Source organism: Kitasatospora sp. NRRL B-11411, from assembly GCF_000721345.1.
Classification (GTDB): domain Bacteria; phylum Actinomycetota; class Actinomycetes; order Streptomycetales; family Streptomycetaceae; genus Kitasatospora; species Kitasatospora cineracea.
In genome coordinates this window covers 1-18,643 of the sequence record NZ_JOGH01000051.1, presented here as the reverse complement: position 1 = coordinate 18,643, position 18,643 = coordinate 1, and the positions used below count along the sequence as shown (strand labels likewise).

Here is an 18,643-nt window from a genome sequence, read left to right as displayed (position 1 = left end):
GGTCCACCGAATGGCCCTCCCTTTTGCCCGCCCCTCTATCCTCGGTTCCCGTGGACACCACCGAGAACGCCGACGAGAACGCCGACTTCGCCGACCGCGGTGCCGATGCCGGGCCCGGCGCGGACAGCGGGGACGCCGCCGGGGCCGGAACCGCGGCCGGCCACCGGGCGGGCCGGGGCGGCCACGACGCGCCCCGCACCGCCGCCTTCTTCGACCTCGACAAGACGATCATCGCCAAGTCCAGCGCGCTCGCGTTCAGCCGCCCCTTCTACCAGGGCGGCCTGATCAACCGCCGCTCGGTGGTCAAGAGCGCCTACACCCAGTTCATCTTCCTGGTCGGCGGCGCGGACCACGACCAGATGGAGAAGATGCGGGCCTACCTGTCCGCACTCACCCGCGGCTGGAACGTCCAGCAGGTCCGGGAGATCGTCGCGGAGACCCTGCACGGCATGATCGACCCGCTCATCTACGACGAGGCGGCCTCGCTGATCGAGCAGCACCACGCGGCCGGGCGGGACGTGGTGATCGTCAGCAGCTCGGGCTCCGAGGTGGTCGAGCCGATCGGCCAACTGCTGGGCGCGGACCACGTGATCGCCACCCGGCTGCACGTCGAGGACGGGCGCTACACCGGCGAGATCGAGTACTACGCGTACGCCGAGAACAAGGCCGCGGCGATCCGGGAGCTGGCCGAGCGGGAGGGCTACGACCTCGCCAACTGCTACGCGTACAGCGACTCGTCGACCGACCTGCCGATGCTGGAGGCGGTCGGCCACCCGGCCGCGGTGAACCCGGACCGGGCGCTGCGCAAGGAGGCGACCGCCCGCGAGTGGCCGGTGCTGGTGTTCAGCCGGCCGGTCGAACTGACGCGCAGGCTCCCGGAGTTCCACGCGCCGAGCCGTTCGGTGGTGGCCGCGGTGGCGATCGGCGCGGCGGTGCTGACGGCCGGGGTGCTCTGGTACAGCGCGCGGCGGCGGCGCCCGGCGGCGGCCTGAGCTGGGCGGTCCCGGCCGCCATCGGGTTCGCCAAATCGGACAAACCTCTACGCAAGCCGATAAAGGCGTCGTTTTCGGGTTCCTCTTTCGGCGGATCTGAGGTAGAAATGGGGTACGGCCCGCGAGACCCGGTAAGGACCCCAAGAGGTCGAACCGACAACGCAGTTAAGGCCCCACGGACCGACGTACGGACAATCGGGCACCCACATGCAGCCGACCCGCTGACGGGCCGCCGCACCAGGCGAACGGGCGCAGGACCCCGCCTGATGGGCACAGAAACGGTGCATGCACTGGTAACCCGGTCTCCGTGCCAGCGGCGATGCCCGGAAGTCTCGGGCGTCGCCGCAACTGCGTTCCGGCCCGGGCCGGTTCGAGCCAGGCCGGTTCGATCCAGCCCGCCGGTCCGGACCCGGGCCGGACGGCTTCGAACGCCGGACCGGACGGCTTCGGACGCCCGGCCCGACGGCCTCAGACCATGCCGCGCTGCATCGCCTCGCACACCGCGGTGCTCTCCCGCACGCCCAGCCCGAGCCCGGTGGCGCAGTGCACCAGCCAGCGGGACACGCCCTCGGGGGTGCCCTCCAGGTAGCCGAGCAGGGCCCGGCGGTAGGCGGCGGTGCCGAGTTCGGCGAGGCCGACCTCGGCGGGGCAGATCGCCTTCGGGTCGAGGCCCTCGGCGGTCAGCACGATCCGCTGGGCGGCCCGGGCGACCAGGCCGTTGTGGCTGCCGAACGGGCGCAGCGCGAGGAGTTCGCCGTGCACCACGGCGGCGACCACCAGGGCGGGCGCGCCGCCGGTGGGGCGTTCGGCGCGGGCGGTGAGCAGCCCGGCGAGCTGGTCGAGGCGGGCGGCCGCCTCGGCGGGCGGGGGCGGCGGCGGGAGTTCGCCGACCGGTCCGGCCGGGGCCTCGCCCTCGGTGGCGGCGACCTCCTTCGGGAACAGCGGCGCGGCCTCCTCCCCGCCCTGGCGCGGGCGGCCGGCCGCGGGGTCGCCGTCGCCGGCGGCGAGCAGGTGGAGCCGGGCCAGCACCTGGAGCGGGGAAGTGCGCCAGACGCTGAGCAGCTGGCCGGCCTCGGCGGACAGGCGCAGCGCGGCGCCGACCGTGCGGGCCTCGGGATCGGCGCCGAAGTCGGTGCGGCGGCGGACCTCCTCCAGCGGCCAGTCGGCGCCGTCCAGGGCGGCCGAGGCGCGGGCTCCGCGCAGGGCGGATTCGGAGGTCACCTCGCCCGCCCGGCGCCGCATCACGCGGTGCCCGTAGAGGCGGTCGACGTTCTTGCGCACTTCGGCGACGGCCTCGGGGACCCCGGCGAGCTGGGCCAGCGGGGCGAGCGGGTCAGTTCCTGTGGTCACCTACCCGAGAGTAATGAATCCGCGGGGCGGCCGGGAGGCAACCCCCGGGTCACCCTTTCGTGGCAATCCGCTGTTCCCTCATGTGCAGCACCCCAAACCACCGCTAGCATGACCACTAATCGGTGACGATAACGGTTTCCAACAAGCATCGGGGCTGCCAGGGCCCCACGGACACCAGAGCCAGAGAGTCGGAGACGCAGAGATGAAGATCGCCTTCGTCGGCAAGGGCGGCAGCGGCAAGACCACCCTGTCCGCACTGTTCATCCGCCACCTGGCCGCCGTCGGCCGCCCGGTGCTCGCCGTCGACGCCGACATCAACCAACACCTCGGCCCGGCGCTCGGCCTGACGGACGGCCAGGCCGCCGCACTCCCCTCGCTCGGCGCGCACCTGCCGGAGATCAAGGAGTACCTGCGCGGCGGCAACCCGCTGATCCGCTCCGCCGAAGAGATGATCAAGACCACCCCGCCCGGCCCCGGCTCCCGGCTGCTGCGGATCGTCGAGGAGAACCCGGTGTACGCGGCCTGCGCCCGCCCGGTCGCCCTGGACGAGGGCTCGGTCCGGCTGATGGCCACCGGCGCGTTCACCGAGGAGGACCTCGGGGTGGCCTGCTACCACTCCAAGGTCGGCGCGGTGGAACTGCTGCTCAACCATCTGCTGGACGGCCCGGACGAGTACCTGGTCACCGACATGACGGCCGGTTCCGACTCCTTCGCCTCCGGCCTGTTCACCCGCTTCGACCTGACCTTCCTGGTCGCCGAGCCGACCCGCAAGGGCGTCTCGGTGTACCGCCAGTACAAGGAGTACGCCCAGGACTTCGACGTCCACCTGCGGGTGGTCGGCAACAAGGTGCAGAACCCGGACGACCTGGACTTCCTGCGCCGCGAGGTCGGCGAGGACCTGTACGCCTGCTTCGGGCAGTCCGGCTGGGTGCGCCGGCTGGAGCGCGGGGACGAGCCGCCGCTGCGCGAGCTGGAGCCCGCGAACCGGGAGGTGCTGGCCCGGCTGCGGACCGCCGCCGACGCCGCCCACGGGCTGCGCGACCCGCGCCGGTACAGCGCCCAGGCGGCCCGCTTCCACCTGCGCAACGCGGAGAGTTGGGGCAACGCCAAGGTCGGCACCGACCTGGCCGGCCAGGTCGACCCGGACTACGTGCTGGGTGCCGAGCGGGCCAGCACCGCCGGGGTCTGACCCGGAGCCCGCCCGCCGCCCCCGAGGGGCCGGTCCGCCGTGACGGCGGACCGGCCCCTCGGGCGTTCCCACCAGGAAATTCCCGCCCGGCCGGGTGCCACACGATGTGGTGAACGCCGCTATTTGTACTGGCACTCGAAGCACACGCTGTGCAAAGGTCTCATTACTCTCGGTTTACCAGCTCTTGAACCCCATGCTCGGGCCCGGCCCGCAGCCCTGGTCGTCGCAGGCCGTCGCCGCCGCACGCCCGCCCCGCCACACCCGCTGTGACCCACGACAGCCGATCCGACCCAGGCACACCCGCCGGACCTGACTGCGTTCGTTCCCCCGGAAGAAGACGGGAAGACACCCATGACCCTCGACGTCTCCAGCGCCCCCATCGCCTCCGACACCACCGACCACGCCCCGCCGCCGCCCGGCGGCGCCCCCGGCCGGGTCCGCGCCCTGCTGGCGCACGACCTGCCGGCCTCCCTCGCGGTGTTCCTCATCGCGGTGCCGTTCTCGCTCGGCATCGCGCTCGCCACCGGCGCCCCGCTGACGGCCGGTCTGGTCGCCGCCGCCACGGGCGGGCTGGTGGCCGGCTTCCTCGGCGGCACCCACCTCCAGGTCAGCGGCCCGTCCGCGGCGCTGACCGTGGTCACCGCCGGGGTGATCGCCCAGTACGGCTGGCCGACCGCCTGCCTGGTCACCGTCGCCGCCGGCCTGCTGCAGCTGCTGCTCGGCTCGCTGCGGGTGGCCCGCGCCGCGCTCGCCGTCTCGCCCGCCGTGGTGCACGGCATGCTGGCGGGCGTCGGCGTCACCATCGCCATCGCCCAACTGCACGTCATCCTCGGTGGCACGCCGCACAGTTCGGCCCTGGCCGACCTGCGCTCGCTGCCCGGCGAGCTGGCCGGGCCGCACCCGCCCGCGCTGCTGGTCGGCCTGGTCGCGCTCGCCGTCCTGTACGGCTGGCCCCGGCTGGGGCGGCTGCCCGGCAGCGCCGGCCGGGTCGGCGCCCGGCTGGGCCGGCTGCCCGCCGCGCTGGTGGCGGTGGCCGCCGCCACCGCGCTGTCGCTGCTGGCCGAACTGCGGCTGGCCCGGGTCGAGCTGCCGGTCTGGGAGCACCACCGGTTCCTCTCGCTGCCCTCCCCCGCCCTGCTGTCCGACCACTGGGCGGCGCTGCTCGGCCTGGTGCTGACCGTCACCGCGGTGGCCGGCGTGGAGTCGCTGCTGTCCTCCGTCGCGGTCGACCGGATGACCCGCCGCAGCGGCGACCTGGACCGCGAGCTGCGCGCCCAGGGCGCGTCCAACCTGGTCTCGGGGCTGCTCGGCGGCCTCCCGGTGGCCGGCGGCGCCGTCCGCTCCACCGCCAACGTGCAGGCCGGCGCGGCCACCCGGATGTCCGCGGTGCTGCACGGCTGCTGGGTGCTGGTCGCCGCGCTGGCGCTGACCGCCGGGCTGCGGCGGATCCCGCTGGCCGCACTGGCCGCGCTGGTGCTGGTGGTCGGCGTGCAGATGGTGAGCTTCGCGCACATCCGCCGGGTGCACCGGCACCGCGAGTTCCCGGTGTACCTGGCCACCGTGCTCGGGGTGGTGCTGCTCGGCGTCCCGCTCGGGGTGGTGCTCGGCGGCTCGGTCGCCGTGCTGCTCGCCCTCTACCGGTTGACCCGCGCCCACGTCGACCTGCTGGCCGGGGCGGACGGCTCGTACACCGTCCGCACCCACGGCCCGCTGACGTTCGCCGCCGTGCCCAAGCTGAGCCGGGCGCTGGGGCGGATCCCGGCCGGGGCGCGGGTGACGGTCCACCACGACGGCTCCTTCCTGGACCACGCCGCCTACGAGGCGCTGCACGCCTGGCGCACCGGCCACCAGGGCTCCGGCGGGCAGGTGGCGATGCTGACCGAGCGCCGGCCGGACGACGTGCTGGACCCGGACGGCACCGTCCGCGCGGGCAGCTCCCCCGGCCCGCACCGCTGCCGGGCCTGGACGCCCTGGGTCGGCCACCACTGCATCGAGCAGAACGAGGACGACCCGCACGTCCGCCTGCTCGACGGCGTCCGCGGCTTCCAGCAGCACACCGCCCCGCTGGTCCGCCAGGAGCTCGCCCGCCTCGCCCGGGACGGCCAGACGCCCTCGCAGCTCTTCGTGGCCTGCGCGGACTCCCGGATGGTCACCAGCATGATCACCAGTTCCGGCCCCGGAGACCTCTTCACCGTCCGCAACGTCGGCAACCTGGTCCCCGCCCCGTACGAGCCGGGCGCCGCCGACGACTCGGTGGCCGCCGCCGTCCAGTACGCGGTGGAGGTGCTGGAGGTCGCCTCGATCACGGTCTGCGGGCACTCGGGCTGCGGGGCGATGAAGGCCCTGCTGGACGGCGTCACCGAGGCGTCCGGCCCGCCCACCGCGCTGGCCCGCTGGCTGCGCAACGGCCGCAGCTCGCTGGACCGGCTGCGGCGCGCGCCCGCCGGGTTCGAGGGCCGCCCGGCGGCGGACGTGGTGGAGCAGCTGTGCGTCACCAACGTGGTGCAGCAGCTCGACCAGCTGATGGCCAACCCGGCGGTGGAGCGCCGGGTCGCGGACGGTTCGCTGCGGCTGGTCGGGATGTACTTCGACTTCGCCACCGCGCAGGCCTACGTGCTGGACGCCGGGACGGGCCGGTTCGCCCCGGTGCACGCCCGGGTGGAGCCGGAGCCGGAGCAGGACCTGGCCGCGTAGCGCGGGCGGTGCGCGGGGGCGGTCGGCCGCCCCCGCGCACCGCCGCGTCACTCCAGCAGCCGGGCCAGGTCGGCGGGGGTCACGTAGCCCGGCCAGCGGTGGTCGGTGAAGAGGTGCACGCCGGCGTCCTGGTAGCACTGGTCGACGAGCTGGGAGCAGATCATGTGCCGGGTGCTGGCGACGAAGCGCCGCAGCGGGGGGCCGGCCGGGAGGTGCAGGCGGGCGGCAGCGAGGGCGAGGTAGTCGGCGAAGCTGTAGGGGGTGCCGAGGTAGGAGCGGGCGGCCGCGGTGACCGCGGCGCGCTGTTCGTCGGTGAGCGGGACGCGGCCGGTGGACCAGCGGGCGGGGACGCCCTCGTAGTCGGAGAGCCGGCCGAGCCGGGCCCCGCCGGGCTGGGCCTCGACCAGCCGGCCGTCGCCGATGTGGACGAAGGCGTGCTCGTAGTCGGCGAACCCGTCGCCGTTGAGGAACTGGCCGATCCGGATCAGCCGGCCGGTGCGGCCGTCCATCCGGACGACCGCGAAGTCGCCGGGGAGGGGTGGGGTTGCGGTCATGGCGGTACCCCCGTCACGGATGCGTACGGTGATGGGATGCGCACCGTCAGTGGAGTACCGGTCGCCGGGGGCGTCAAGGTGCTGCGCGGGATTGACCGGCGCGGGGGGCGGGAAGACGTCGTGGGGACCGGCGGAAGCGCCGGGGCGGCGTCCACCTGGGGCGGAGCCCTGAACCGATCAAAGGTCTACACCAATTTCCCGACAGCTCTTGTCAACGGAGCCGTTGGCCTGGTGAGCTGTGCGCTGGGACACACGGGACAATCCCTCCGCACGGGGTTCCCCGGTATTTGAGACTCGATGAGGAGTGCGCGTTGAGCAACGAGAGCCTGGCCAACCTGCTCAAGGAGGAGCGGCGCTTCGCCCCGCCCGCGGAGCTCGCCGCCTCCGCCAACGTCACCGCCGACGCCTACGCGCAGGCCTCCGAGGACCGGCTGGCGTTCTGGGCCGAGCAGGCCCGCCGGCTGAGCTGGGCGGTCGAGCCCACCGAGACCCTGGACTGGTCGAACCCCCCGTTCGCCAAGTGGTTCGCCGACGGCAAGCTGAACGTGGCGTACAACTGCGTGGACCGCCACGTCGAGGCCGGCAACGGCGACCGGGTCGCCATCCACTTCGAGGGCGAGCCCGGCGACAGCCGCGCCATCACCTACGCGCAGCTCAAGGACGAGGTCTCCAAGGCCGCCAACGCCCTGCAGGAGCTCGGCGTGGCCAAGGGCGACCGGGTCGCCGTCTACCTGCCGATGATCCCCGAGGCGGTCGTCGCGATGCTCGCCTGCGCCCGGATCGGCGCGGCGCACTCGGTGGTCTTCGGCGGCTTCTCGGCCGACGCGGTGGCCTCCCGGATCAAGGACGCCGACGCCAAGGTCGTCATCACCGCCGACGGCGGCTACCGCCGCGGCAAGCCGTCCGCGCTCAAGCCCGCCATCGACGAGGCGCTGACCAAGGTCGACGGCGTGCAGAGCGTCCTGGTCGTGCGCCGCACCGGCGAGGAGGTGGCCTGGACCGAGGGCCGCGACGTCTGGTGGCACGAGCTGGTCGACGGCCAGTCCGCCGAACACACCCCCGAGGCGCACGACGCCGAGCAGCCGCTGTTCATCCTGTACACCTCGGGCACCACCGGGAAGCCCAAGGGCATCCTGCACACCTCGGGCGGCTACCTCACCCAGGCCAGCTTCACCCACAACGCGGTCTTCGACCTCAAGCCGGAGACCGACGTCTACTGGTGCACCGCCGACATCGGCTGGGTCACCGGCCACTCGTACATCGTCTACGGCCCGCTCTCCAACGGCGCCACCCAGGTGATCTACGAGGGCACCCCGGACACCCCGCACCAGGGCCGGATGTTCGAGATCGTGCAGAAGTACGGCGTGACCGTCCTCTACACCGCGCCGACCCTGATCCGCACCTGGATGAAGTGGGGCGACAGCATCCCCGCCCAGTTCGACCTGTCGAGCCTGCGGGTGCTGGGCTCGGTCGGCGAGCCGATCAACCCCGAGGCGTGGGTCTGGTACCGCGAGCACATCGGCGCGGGCAAGACCCCGATCGTCGACACCTGGTGGCAGACCGAGACCGGCGCGATCATGATCAGCCCGCTGCCGGGCGTCACCGAGACCAAGCCCGGCTCCGCCCAGCGCGCCCTGCCCGGCATCGCCGCCACCGTGGTGGACGACGAGGCCCGCGAGGTGCCCGACGGCTCCGGCGGCTACCTGGTGCTGACCGAGCCGTGGCCGTCCATGCTGCGCACCATCTGGGGCGACGACCAGCGCTACGTCGACACCTACTGGTCGCGCTTCGAGGGCCGCTACTTCGCCGGTGACGGCGCCAAGAAGGACGAGGACGGCGACATCTGGCTGCTCGGCCGGGTCGACGACGTGATGCTGGTCTCCGGCCACAACATCTCCACCACCGAGGTCGAGTCGGCGCTGGTCGGCCACCCCGCGGTCGCCGAGTCCGCGGTGGTCGGCGCCACCGACGCCACCACCGGCCAGGCGATCGTGGCCTTCGTGATCCTGCGCGGCACCGCCACCGACAGCGCGGAGCTGATCGCGGAGCTGCGCAACCACGTCGGCAAGACGCTCGGCCCGATCGCCAAGCCGAAGCAGATCAAGGTGGTCTCGGAGCTGCCGAAGACCCGCTCCGGCAAGATCATGCGCCGCCTGCTGCGCGACATCGCCGAGGGCCGCGAGGTGGGCGACACCACCACGCTGGCCGACTCCTCGGTGATGAACCTGATCCAGTCCCAGCTGCCGGCCGCCGGCTCCGAGGACTGATCACCGCAGGCCAGAAAGGACGGGCCCCGATCCGCGTGCTGCGGATCGGGGCCCGTCCCGTGCGGTGCGCGGGTCAGCGGGCCAGCGCCCGCAGCGTGTCGTACGCGGTCTGGGCGAACCGGCGCCGCCCGGTGGCCAGCGGCCCGGCGAGGGCGACCAGGCCGGTCTGCGAGGCCCGGTCGAAGCCGACGAAGGCGGTGCAGCGGCCGGTGGAGCCGTTGTGGAAGACCACCTCGGCCTCCGCGTCCGGGCGGTGGTGCCAGCTCAGGCAGATCCGCAGCCCGGACCCGCGCCGGGCGACCCGGGGGAGGCAGACCTCGCGCAGCGCGGTGCGCAGGCTGGCCGCCGCACCGGTCCGCTCGGGGATCGGCACCGCGTCCACCGCCAGGTGGGCCTGGAGGTAGCGCAGCATGTCGTCGGCGGTGGAGCGCAGGGCCGCCGCGCCGGGCAGGGCCGGGACCTTGAACGAGGGGATCCAGCGGCCGCGCCGGTAGCCGGTGGTCTCGTCCCGGCCGGTGCCGCAGGAGGTGTCGATCAGGCCGAGCGGTTCGCAGACCCGCCCGGTGAGCAGCTCCTGGTAGCGCTGCCCGGCGGCCCGTTCCAGCACCAGGCCGAGCAGCCCGGCGCCGAGGCTGGAGTACCGGACCCGGGTGCCGGGGGTGCCGCGGACCGGGGTGCGCGGCAGCGCGCGCAGCAGGTGGGCGGCGCTGAAGGTGGCGTACGGGCTGGTGAACCAGCGGGGCACCGCGGCGGGGGCGAGGCCGACCGGCAGCCGGGGCAGGCCGGAGGTGTGGGTGGCCAGGTGCAGCAGGGTGATCGGGCGCTCGTGCGGGTAGCCGGGCAGGACCTCGGCGGGCAGGTAGCGGTCGATCGGGTCGTCGTAGGACACCTCGCCGCGGGCGACCATGTCGGCGAGCAGCAGGCCGGTGAAGGTCTTGGTGACCGAGCCGAGCTCGAACCGGGTGTCGGCCCGGACCGGGCGTTCCCCGGCCCGGTCGGCGTAGCCGCGGCAGGCGACGGTGCGCTCGGTGCCGCGGATCACCGCGACGGCGAGGCCGCCCTCGGGGGCGCCGGCGGCGAACAGCGGGCGCAGCAGGTGTTCGAGGTCCGGGTCGCTTAACGGAGGCTGGGCGGTGTCGGCGCCCACGTCTCCTCCCGCTCGGGGACCCACGGCCTGGACCGGTATGGGTTCGGTTTCCTGACTGGGCATCGGTTCCTCCATGACGGAGCGGGCCGCCGGGGTGGCGACCCGCTTCTGCCGCCGACCCTAGGAACCCGGCGGGTCGTCCGCATCCGGCCGAACCCATCCGGGTCAGCGTGCCGGGGCCCGCCCCGGAACCCCCATAAAGTGGGACGAACCGATTGCCCGCTTGTCACGCGCCGTAGGATGTCAAGGAATCATCAAGAACCTGAGGCGCGCCGGGAAGTCTGGTCGGCACTGCACCACCCGTGTGTCCGCATGCCGCCCGCCCCAGGAGGTCCCCGCCGTGGCCAGCCCGTCGTCCGACAACCGCCGTCCCTTCCTCGGCCTGCTGTCGCTGCCCGAGCGCCGCTACCTCACCGACGCGCTGCGCACCGAGACGGTCGGCGGCGTGCTGCTGCTGGTGGCCGCGGCCTGCGCGCTGATCTGGGCGAACGTCTGGCCGCACGCGTACGAGGCGGTGCTGGAGTACACGGTCGGGCCGAGCGGGCTGCACCTGGACCTGCCGCTGGAGGCGTGGGCGCAGGACGGGCTGCTGACGGTCTTCTTCTTCGTGGCGGGCATCGAGCTGAAGCGCGAGTTCGTGGCCGGGGAGCTGCGCACGCCGAGCGCGGCGCTGCTGCCGGTGGTGGCGGCGGTGTGCGGGGTGCTGCTGCCGGCGGTGCTGTTCACCGCGGTCAACCTGGCCGCGCCGAACGGGCACCCGGCGGGCTGGGCGATCCCGACGGCCACCGACATCGCGTTCGCGCTGGGGGTGCTGGCGGTGGTGGGCAGTCACCTGCCGTCCGCGCTGCGGGCGTTCCTGCTGACCCTGGCGGTGGTGGACGACCTGATCGCCATCCTGATCATCGCGGTCTTCTACTCGTCCGGGATCAGGTTCTGGGCGCTGGGGGCGGCGCTGGCGGGGCTGGTGCTGTTCTGGTTCCTGCACCGGCGCGGGGTGCGCGGCTGGTGGCTGTTCGTGCCGCTGGCGGTGGTGATCTGGGCGCTGATGCACGAGAGCGGGGTGCACGCGACGGTGGCGGGCGTGGCGATGGGCCTGCTGCTGCGCTGCCACCGCGAGGAGGGCGAGGAGCAGTCCCCCGGCGAGCGGATCGAGCACCTGGTGCGGCCGCTGTCGGCGGGGCTGGCGGTGCCGGTGTTCGCGCTGTTCGCGGCGGGCGTGCCGGTGTCGGCCGAGTCGCTGGGGAAGGTGTTCACCGAGGCGGCGCCGCTGGGCATCGTGCTGGGCCTGCTGGTCGGCAAGTCGGTGGGCATCTTCGGCGGCACCTGGCTGGCCGCCCGCTACACCCGGGCCACCTTGAACCCGCAGCTGACCTGGTCCGACATGGTGGCGCTGGCCACCGTCGCGGGCATCGGCTTCACCGTGTCGCTGCTGATCAGCGACCTGGCCTTCCCGGACGACGCGGCGCTGGCCGAGCTGTGCAAGGAGGCCGTCCTGGTCGGCTCGCTGACCTGCGCGGTGGTCGGCACCCTGCTGCTGAAGCGGCGCAACCGGCACTACCGGGAGCTGTACGACGAGGAGAACCGGGACGAGGACGGCGACGGCATCCCCGATGTGTACCAACGGCAGGGGTGACACGCCGTCGGGCGGGTACCCGGAGTGGTGCCCGACTCGCCGGTAGGGGCATGATCTGAGCTGACACACCCGCGTGTGACACCCTCTCAGGACGCCTCACCCAGCCCCTCGAACGGAGACCTCCCGATGGCCGCAGGAGCCGCACCCTCGAACGGCCGCACCCCGCACGAGGGCGAGCGGACCGTCGGCGAGCTGTTCGCCGACGCCACCGCCGAGCTGTCCAGCCTGGTGCACGACGAGATCGCGCTGGCCAAGGCCGAGATCAAGGCCGACGTGGTGCGCGGCGGGATCGGCACCGCGGCGGGCGTGGTGGCGGGCGTGGTCGCGCTGGCGTCGATCCCGATGTTCTCCTTCGCCTTCGCCTGGGGCCTGCAGGCGCTGGGCATCACCACCGGCTGGTCGTTCGCCATCGTCGGCGGGGCGTACGTGCTGATCGCGCTGCTGCTGGCGTTCCTGATGGTCCGGTACTTCAAGAAGGTCCGGAAGCCGGAGCGGACCATCGCCGGTGCCCAGGCCACCGCCCAGGTGCTGAAGAACGCCAAGCCCCGGCCGGCCACCAAGGAGGAGATCGACCGGGCGCTGGGCCGGATCCAGTGAGCACCGGCCGGTAACGGTTGCGCGCGGGCGTGAGCGCCGGGCGGGTGCGAGGGGTGCGGATGTGACAGGCTGCGGGTATGTCGTTGGACCAGAAGCCAGTGGATGAGACCGCGCCCGGGCCCGTGCCGCCCCTGCCCGGTGAGCCGTGGAGCGTCCGCTCGGCCGGGCCGTGGACGCACCGGGACCTGGCGGCGAACGGCGCGCGCTTCCACATCGCCGAGCTCGGCGAGGGGCCGCTGGTCCTGCTGGTGCACGGCTGGCCCGAGTACTGGTGGGCGTGGCGGCACCAGCTGACGGCGCTGGCCGAGGCGGGCTTCCGGGCGGTCGCGCTGGACCTGCGCGGGATGGGCGGTTCGGACCGCACCCCGCGCGGCTACGACCCGGGCAACCTGGCGCTGGACGTCACCGGCGTGATCCGCTCGCTGGGCGAGCAGCAGGCGCACCTGGTCGGGCACGCCACCGGCGGCACGCTGGCCTGGGTGGCGGCGGTGATGCGCCCCTCGGTGATCCGCAGCCTGACGGTGGTCTCGGCGGCGCACCCGCGGCACCTGCGCCGGGCGCTGCTGACCGACCGCAAGCAGATCGCCGCGTTCGAGCACGTGCTGGGCTTCCAGCGGCCGTGGATCCCGGAGCGCCGGCTGGTCGCGGACGACGGGGCGCTGGTCGGCGAGTACCTGCGGGCCTGGACCGGGCCGAACCTGCTGTCCGCGGAGGCGGTGGCGGCGTACCGCGCGGCGATCCGGGTGCCGAGCACCGCGCACTGCTCGATCGAGCCGTACCGCTGGCTGATGCGGTCGATGGCGCGGCCGGACGGCATCCAGTTCGCGCGCCGGATGAAGAAGCAGATCACCGCGCCGGTGCTGCACGTGCAGGGCGCCTCCGATCCGGTGCTGCTGTCGCGGACGGCGCTGGGGGCGGGCGAGTACGTGTCCGCGCCGTACCGGTGGCGGCTGCTGCCGGGGGTCGGGCACTTCCCGCACGAGGAGGTTCCGGAGGAGTTCACCGCGGAGCTGATCGAGTGGGTCCGGCGGCACGAGGGGCGTTGAGCGGGGGCGGTCCAACCGGCCGCCGCTCCGGCCCAGTTGGCCGCGTTCATATGACAAACGCATAGGCCGGGAGGAGGGCCCGGCGGCGGTTACTCCGGCCGGGCCGGGGGAATCCCTCCGGTATGACCTGGATGCCCGATCGAGAAGCCCAGCCGCGCCGACGCCGCCGTGGCAGCAGCAGCTCGCAGCAGCACGTGCCGCAGCCGGAGTGGCCCTACGAGCCCGCCGAGCGGACGCCACGCAGCGCGGGGTACCGGCTGGGCATTCCGAAGATCATCGGACGGCGCGCCCGCTGGGTCGGCGCCCGGCTCCGCCGGGAGGGGTGAACCCGCCCGACGGGTGCGAACGGCCGGGGCCCGGGCGGAGATCCTCCGCCCGGGCCCCGGCCGTTCGTCCGGCGGGCCGGCTCAGCTCAGCACGGTCGGCGAGATCGCGGTCGACCAGAGCAGCAGCCCGAACGTCGCCACCGTCATCACCGGGACCAGGATCTTGGTCTCCATGTCGTTGCCGGTGCGCTTGATCAGCACGATCTCGTAGCGCTCCTTGTGTGGCCACAGCAGCGGGGAGCCCTGCTTGGTCAGGCAGTCGCCGAGCAGGTGCGCCAGGGTGCCCAGGGCCACCGCGTAGGGCAGCCAGCCCGGGGCGTTCGGCAGCCAGGTGAGCATGCCGAAGGTGCCGAGCGCGGCCAGGCCGACCACGGTGGCCCAGGACGCCGCGCCGTGGCCCGGCGGGTGCAGGCGCAGCGCCTTGATCGCCATGGCGAGCAGGAAGAACGTCAGGCCGATGGTGAAGTACCGGCCCAGGAAGGTGATCCCGGCCCAGCTGCCGCCGCCCATCAGCGCCACGAACAGCAGCGAGTGGGTGGCGTGCCGGTGGCCGCCGGAGGCCCAGGCGACGAAGCGGCACAGCAGCTTGGAGACCGGGCCGAGGAAGTTGGCGATGGTGCCGTCGTGGTGGTCCAGGTCCGGCAGCAGGGCCGCGCCCGCGCACAGCACGGTGCCCATCAGCACGTCGGCCGGGTGCAGGTGCATGCCCATCAGCGGTGGGACGAACGGCGCGGTGGCCGCGAACAGCAGAGCGCCGCTGACCGCGTGCGAGTGACCCATCATGACGTGTGTCCGACCTCCCGTGGGGCTCCTGTCCATGGCGGCCCGGCTGGGCCGTTCGGGTGAGCTCGGCCGACGCTACCAGGCCCGGCGGACGGACCGTCAGAGTGTGTTCGCCGAGCGGGCGGTCACAGCGCGCAGCCCTCGGTGCTGACCTTCCCGCTCGCGGTGGCACCCTGCGTGACGTCGTCCTTCACCTCGGCGGAGGTCAGCACGTAACCGGTGTCGGAGCTGTCCAGCGACTTGGCGAACACCACCCCGTACACCTGTCCCTCCGGGGTGAGCAGCGGGCCGCCGCTGTTGCCCTGGCGGACCAGCGAGCGCACCGAGTAGACGTCCCGGACGACCTGGCCGCGGTGGTAGATGTCCGGGCCGTTGGCCTGGATCCGGCCGCGGATGCGGGCGGGCTGGACGTTGAACGAGCCGTTCTCGGGGAAGCCCGCGACGATCGCCGAGTCGTTGGAGCGGGCCTCGCCCGCGAAGGACAGCGGCGGGGCGTTCAGCTTCGGGACGTCCAGCACCGCGATGTCGCGCTGCCAGTCGTAGCGGACCACCGTCGCGTCGTAGAGCTGGCCGGCACCGCCGATCTGCACGGTCGGCTCGTCGACGCCGCCCACCACGTGGGCGTTGGTCATCACCCGGTGCGGGGCGAACACGAAGCCGGAGCCCTCCAGGGTCTTGCCGCAGGAGGCGGCGGTGCCCAGCACCTTCACCAGCGAGCCCTTGGCCCGCAGCACGCCCGGGCTGTTGGCCAGCTCCGGGTCGGGCGGCTCCACCTCGGTGATCGGCTCCTGCTCGAACGGGTTGAACACCTGCGGGAAGCCGTTGCGGGCCAGGTCCTGGCTGAGGTCGGAGAACCAGTTCGGGGCGTCGGCGGGCAGCGCGCCCTGCACCGTGCTGAGCACCTTCGAACTGCGGACCTGCTTGGAGACGGTGGGCAGCGAGGTGCCCGCCAGCGCCGAACCGATCAGCCAGGCCACCAGCAGCATCGACAGCACGTTGACCAGCGCGCCGCCGACCGCGTCCAGGGTCTTCACCTTGGCCCGGCCGATCCGGCCGCGCAGCTTCCACCCGAAGTGCGTGGTGACCGCCTGCCCGACCGCGGCCAGCACGATCACCACCACCACGGCCACCACCGAGGCGGTGGTGCCCGGCGAGAGGTGGCGCAGCAGCAGCGGCAGCAACTGGACGGCGACCAGGCCGCCGCCCAGGAAACCCAGCACCGACAGCGCGCCGACCACGAACCCCTGCCGATAGCCGGAGACGGCGAAGCCGAGCGCGGCGGCGATCAACAGCAGATCCAGGACGTTCACCCGAACACCCTCCCATGTCCCGCCGGGCGGGGGACAGCGCTCCCCGGCCGTCGCCCGATCGGGTCAGTCCGGCGGGCAGCGCGGCCGGGGCGGTTGGGACGGTCTGACCATCCGACCTTCCGCTCAGCCGACCGGGGAACAGGGAGCCGAACCATGGAACAACCCAGGTGGGACGTACCGGTCGTGGACCGCACCGAGTTCCAGCCCGCCCTGGACATCCCGCCGCCCGGCCCGCAGAACCGGCTCACCGTGCTGCTGCGCCTGCTGCTGCTGGTCCCGCAGTACGTGGTGCTGTGGCTGCTGTCGATCGTCGCCTTCGTGGTCGTGGTGATCGGCTGGTTCGGCGCGCTGTTCGCCGGCCGGCTGCCCCGGTTCGCGGCCGGCTGGCTGAGCGGGTACCTGGCGTACGACACCCGGGTCTACGCCTCCCTGCTGCTCGTCACCGACCGCTACCCGCCGTTCCGGTTCGACGCCGCCGACCACCCCGTCCGGATCGAGCTGCGGGCCGGCGGGCCGCTGAACCGGCTCGCGGTGTTCTTCCGGCTGCTGCTGGCGATCCCCGCCGCGATCGTCCAGGGGCTGCTGCAGACCGGCTGGTGGGCGGTGTCCTTCATCAGCTGGCTGGTGGTGCTGGTGCTCGGGCGGATGCCGCAGGCGCTGTTCGAGGCCACCGCCGCGGTGCTGCGCTACCGGATGCGGTTCCAGGCGTACCTGATGATGCTCACCGCGGCCTACCCCAAGGCCGTGTTCGGCGACCCGGCCGACTCCGAGCCGGTGCGCTCCGCGACCCGGCCGCTGGTGCTGACCGGGGCCGCGAAGGCGCTGCTGGTGATCTACCTGGTGCTCGGGGTGATCGGGTCGGCGGCGAGCTCGGTGACCACCGACTGGGACTCGTACGAGAACGGCGACACCGTGTCGACCATGGCGCCGCTCGGGCGGTGAGCGGTGCGCGGGGTTCAGGAGCCGTGGCGCTGGGCCAGCGTCACGGCCTCCTCGGACAGCTCGACGGTGCGGCGGGTGTCCCAGGGGCGCTCCAGGCCGCTGAAGTGCAGCACCCGGTCGATCACCCCGGCGGTGAAGCCCCACACCAGGCGGCCGGCCACCTGGAACGCGGGACCGGTGAAGCCCGACGGGTGGCGCAGCTTCGCCCGGTTCGCCGGATCGGTCAGCTCGGCCAGCGGCACCCGGAACACCGCGCCGGTCTCCGCCGGGTCGACCACCGCGACCGGCGACTCCTCCCGCCACCAGCCCAGCACCGGCGTCACCACGAACCCGCTGACCGGGATGTACAGGGCCGGCAGCCGGGCGAACAGCTGCACGCCCGCCGCGTCCAGGCCGGTCTCCTCGACCGCCTCGCGCAGCGCCGCCGCCAGCGGGCCGCTGCCCGCCGGGTCGCCGTCCTCCGGGTCCAGCGCGCCGCCCGGGAAGGACGGCTGGCCCGCGTGCGAGCGCAGGCTGCGGGCCCGCTCGATCAGCAGCAGGTCCGGCCCCGCCGGGCCCTCGCCGAACAGCATCAGCACCGCCGACGGGCGGCCGCCCTCGGCGGGCGGCAGGAACCGGCTCAGCTGCTCGGGCACCGCCCGCTCGGCGGCCTCCCGCACCGGCAGCAGCCACTGCGGCAGGCCGTCCCGGTGCAGCACCGGCGGGGTCGGGAACGTCGTCACGAAGCCTCCTCCGCGGTCGGCAGGGCCTGCGGATCGGTGTCCGGCAGCGGGTGGCCGGCGGCCAGTTCGGCGCGGGCCGCGGCCTCGCCCGGGAAGTCCGCCGGGGGGCGCAGGCGCTGGCCGGGCTGCCCGGCCAGCTCGTACTTGAGCAGCTTGCGGGCCTGCTCCGGGTCGGTCTCGCCGACCCCGTACGACGGGCAGAGCGGCGCGATCGGGCACGCCCCGCAGGCGGGGCGGCGGGCGTGGCAGACCCGGCGGCCGTGGAACACCACCCGGTGCGAGAGCATCGTCCACTCCGACTTCGGGAAGATCGCCATCACGTCGGCCTCGACCTTCTCCGGGTCCTCCTCGGCCGTCCAGCCGAAGCGGCGGGCCAGCCGTCCGAAGTGGGTGTCGACGGTGATGCCCGCCCCTCCGAACGCGTTCCCGATCACCACGTTGGCGGTCTTGCGGCCCACGCCCGGCAGCGTGACCAGGTCCTCCAGCTTGCGCGGCACCTCGCCGCCGAAACGGTCGCGCAGCGCGATCGACAGGCCGATCAGCGACTTCGCCTTGGCCCGGAAGAAACCCGTCGGCCGGATGATCTGCTCCAGCTCCTCGGGAACCGCCGCCGCGAGGTCCTCCGGCGCCGGGTACTTCGCGAACAGCGCCGGCGTGGTCTGGTTCACCCGCAGGTCGGTGGTCTGCGCCGACAGCACGGTCGCCACCAGCAGCTGGAACGGCCCGTCGAAGTCCAACTCCGGGTGCGCGTACGGGTACAGCTCCGCCAGCTCGCGGTTGATCCGCCGGGCCCGCCGCACCATCCCCAGATGCGTCTCGGGCTTCTTCCGCCCGACCTTCGCCACCTTGCTCTCTGCCATGCACGAAGGCTACGCCGCAGCGGGCGGGCCATGGCCGGGAATCGGCCGGGGCTGCTACTGCGGGTGGTCGAGGGGAGGAGAGGACGGGGACGGCCGGAGGCTATGCCGGAGCGGGCGGGCTGTGGCTGGGGTCGGCTTGCTGCAGGGCGGGCAGTGAGGGAGGGGTGCGGGGAGGTCGGACCGTGGTTCCCTCCGGGGGGAATGCCGGAGCGGCCGGGCCGCGGCCGGGGT

General features: G+C 73.7%; 16 protein-coding genes. 9 read left to right on the top strand and 7 right to left on the bottom strand.

Going from position 1 to position 18,643, the window contains the following annotated elements:
- Positions 1-50: 50 nt before the first annotated feature.
- Complete coding sequence (locus IH44_RS0122290; RefSeq protein ID WP_255358103.1) at positions 51-992, top strand: HAD family phosphatase; 942 nt, start codon at positions 51-53, stop codon at positions 990-992.
- 468 nt (positions 993-1,460) lie between these two features.
- Here the strand turns inward: IH44_RS0122290 and IH44_RS0122285 are convergent, their stop codons facing one another.
- The gene (locus tag IH44_RS0122285) at positions 1,461-2,342 is read right to left on the bottom strand and encodes a hypothetical protein (RefSeq protein WP_030461447.1); all 882 of its coding nucleotides are present in this window, start codon (positions 2,340-2,342) and stop codon (positions 1,461-1,463) included.
- Between the two features lie 202 nt (positions 2,343-2,544).
- Between IH44_RS0122285 and IH44_RS0122280 the strand changes: the two genes are divergently transcribed.
- The gene (locus tag IH44_RS0122280) at positions 2,545-3,531 is read left to right on the top strand and encodes an ATP-binding protein (RefSeq protein ID WP_030461446.1); all 987 of its coding nucleotides are present in this window, start codon (positions 2,545-2,547) and stop codon (positions 3,529-3,531) included.
- Between the two features lie 351 nt (positions 3,532-3,882).
- Positions 3,883-6,225, top strand: a complete 2,343-nt coding sequence (locus IH44_RS0122275) for a SulP family inorganic anion transporter (protein WP_051817178.1) — start codon at positions 3,883-3,885, stop codon at positions 6,223-6,225.
- Positions 6,226-6,272: 47 nt separating this feature from the next.
- Here IH44_RS0122275 and IH44_RS0122270 read toward each other — a convergent pair whose 3' ends face one another.
- On the bottom strand, positions 6,273-6,779 hold the full coding sequence (locus IH44_RS0122270) for a hypothetical protein (RefSeq protein ID WP_030461444.1): 507 nt from the start codon (positions 6,777-6,779) through the stop codon (positions 6,273-6,275).
- Positions 6,780-7,090: 311 nt separating this feature from the next.
- Between IH44_RS0122270 and acs the strand changes: the two genes are divergently transcribed.
- Positions 7,091-9,046, top strand: a complete 1,956-nt coding sequence (acs, locus tag IH44_RS0122265; RefSeq protein WP_051817177.1) for an acetate--CoA ligase — start codon at positions 7,091-7,093, stop codon at positions 9,044-9,046.
- A 73-nt stretch (positions 9,047-9,119) separates the two neighbouring features.
- On the opposite strand, the gene IH44_RS0122260 is transcribed toward acs, so the two are convergent.
- Complete coding sequence (locus tag IH44_RS0122260) at positions 9,120-10,193, bottom strand: serine hydrolase (RefSeq protein ID WP_232795046.1); 1,074 nt, start codon at positions 10,191-10,193, stop codon at positions 9,120-9,122.
- A 340-nt stretch (positions 10,194-10,533) separates the two neighbouring features.
- Here IH44_RS0122260 and nhaA point away from each other — a divergent pair, with 340 nt between their 5' ends.
- From nhaA to IH44_RS45535, 4 genes are all read left to right on the top strand, one after another.
- Positions 10,534-11,826, top strand: coding sequence for a Na+/H+ antiporter NhaA (gene nhaA, locus IH44_RS0122255; protein WP_030461441.1), 1,293 nt, complete (start codon positions 10,534-10,536; stop codon positions 11,824-11,826).
- Positions 11,827-11,952: 126 nt separating this feature from the next.
- Positions 11,953-12,423, top strand: a complete 471-nt coding sequence (locus tag IH44_RS0122250; protein ID WP_030461440.1) for a phage holin family protein — start codon at positions 11,953-11,955, stop codon at positions 12,421-12,423.
- Between the two features lie 77 nt (positions 12,424-12,500).
- Positions 12,501-13,469, top strand: coding sequence for an alpha/beta fold hydrolase (locus IH44_RS0122245; RefSeq protein WP_232795045.1), 969 nt, complete (start codon positions 12,501-12,503; stop codon positions 13,467-13,469).
- Positions 13,470-13,600: 131 nt separating this feature from the next.
- Positions 13,601-13,795, top strand: coding sequence for a hypothetical protein (locus IH44_RS45535; protein ID WP_227480321.1), 195 nt, complete (start codon positions 13,601-13,603; stop codon positions 13,793-13,795).
- A gap of 81 nt (positions 13,796-13,876) precedes the next feature.
- On the opposite strand, the gene IH44_RS0122240 is transcribed toward IH44_RS45535, so the two are convergent.
- Both IH44_RS0122240 and IH44_RS0122235 read right to left on the bottom strand, forming a co-directional pair.
- The gene (locus IH44_RS0122240; protein WP_081967046.1) at positions 13,877-14,575 is read right to left on the bottom strand and encodes a metal-dependent hydrolase; all 699 of its coding nucleotides are present in this window, start codon (positions 14,573-14,575) and stop codon (positions 13,877-13,879) included.
- A 128-nt stretch (positions 14,576-14,703) separates the two neighbouring features.
- Positions 14,704-15,888 (bottom strand): MarP family serine protease, encoded by a 1,185-nt coding sequence (locus IH44_RS0122235; protein ID WP_030461437.1) that lies wholly within the window; start codon positions 15,886-15,888, stop codon positions 14,704-14,706.
- Between the two features lie 153 nt (positions 15,889-16,041).
- Here IH44_RS0122235 and IH44_RS0122230 point away from each other — a divergent pair, with 153 nt between their 5' ends.
- On the top strand, positions 16,042-16,830 hold the full coding sequence (locus IH44_RS0122230) for a DUF4389 domain-containing protein (protein WP_030461436.1): 789 nt from the start codon (positions 16,042-16,044) through the stop codon (positions 16,828-16,830).
- A gap of 14 nt (positions 16,831-16,844) precedes the next feature.
- Here IH44_RS0122230 and IH44_RS0122225 read toward each other — a convergent pair whose 3' ends face one another.
- The gene (locus tag IH44_RS0122225) at positions 16,845-17,552 is read right to left on the bottom strand and encodes a CoA pyrophosphatase (RefSeq protein WP_035956017.1); all 708 of its coding nucleotides are present in this window, start codon (positions 17,550-17,552) and stop codon (positions 16,845-16,847) included.
- On the bottom strand, positions 17,549-18,412 hold the full coding sequence (nth, locus tag IH44_RS0122220; protein ID WP_051817176.1) for an endonuclease III: 864 nt from the start codon (positions 18,410-18,412) through the stop codon (positions 17,549-17,551). The genes IH44_RS0122225 and nth overlap by 4 nt, the downstream gene beginning before the upstream one ends.
- Between the last annotated feature and the right edge of the window lie 231 nt (positions 18,413-18,643).

Bases quoted from the DNA above. Each gene is read 5' to 3' on its own strand.
- IH44_RS0122270 (WP_030461444.1), bottom strand. From the start codon at position 6,779: ATGACCGCAACCCCACCCCTCCCCGGCGACTTCGCGGTCGTCCGGATG.
- IH44_RS45535 (WP_227480321.1), top strand. From the start codon at position 13,601: ATGCCCGATCGAGAAGCCCAGCCGCGCCGACGCCGCCGTGGCAGCAGC.
- IH44_RS0122245 (WP_232795045.1), top strand. From the start codon at position 12,501: ATGTCGTTGGACCAGAAGCCAGTGGATGAGACCGCGCCCGGGCCCGTG.
- IH44_RS0122275 (WP_051817178.1), top strand. From the start codon at position 3,883: ATGACCCTCGACGTCTCCAGCGCCCCCATCGCCTCCGACACCACCGAC.
- IH44_RS0122250 (WP_030461440.1), top strand. From the start codon at position 11,953: ATGGCCGCAGGAGCCGCACCCTCGAACGGCCGCACCCCGCACGAGGGC.
- IH44_RS0122280 (WP_030461446.1), top strand. From the start codon at position 2,545: ATGAAGATCGCCTTCGTCGGCAAGGGCGGCAGCGGCAAGACCACCCTG.
- IH44_RS0122230 (WP_030461436.1), top strand. From the start codon at position 16,042: ATGGAACAACCCAGGTGGGACGTACCGGTCGTGGACCGCACCGAGTTC.
- IH44_RS0122240 (WP_081967046.1), bottom strand. From the start codon at position 14,575: ATGGGTCACTCGCACGCGGTCAGCGGCGCTCTGCTGTTCGCGGCCACC.
- nth (WP_051817176.1), bottom strand. From the start codon at position 18,412: ATGGCAGAGAGCAAGGTGGCGAAGGTCGGGCGGAAGAAGCCCGAGACG.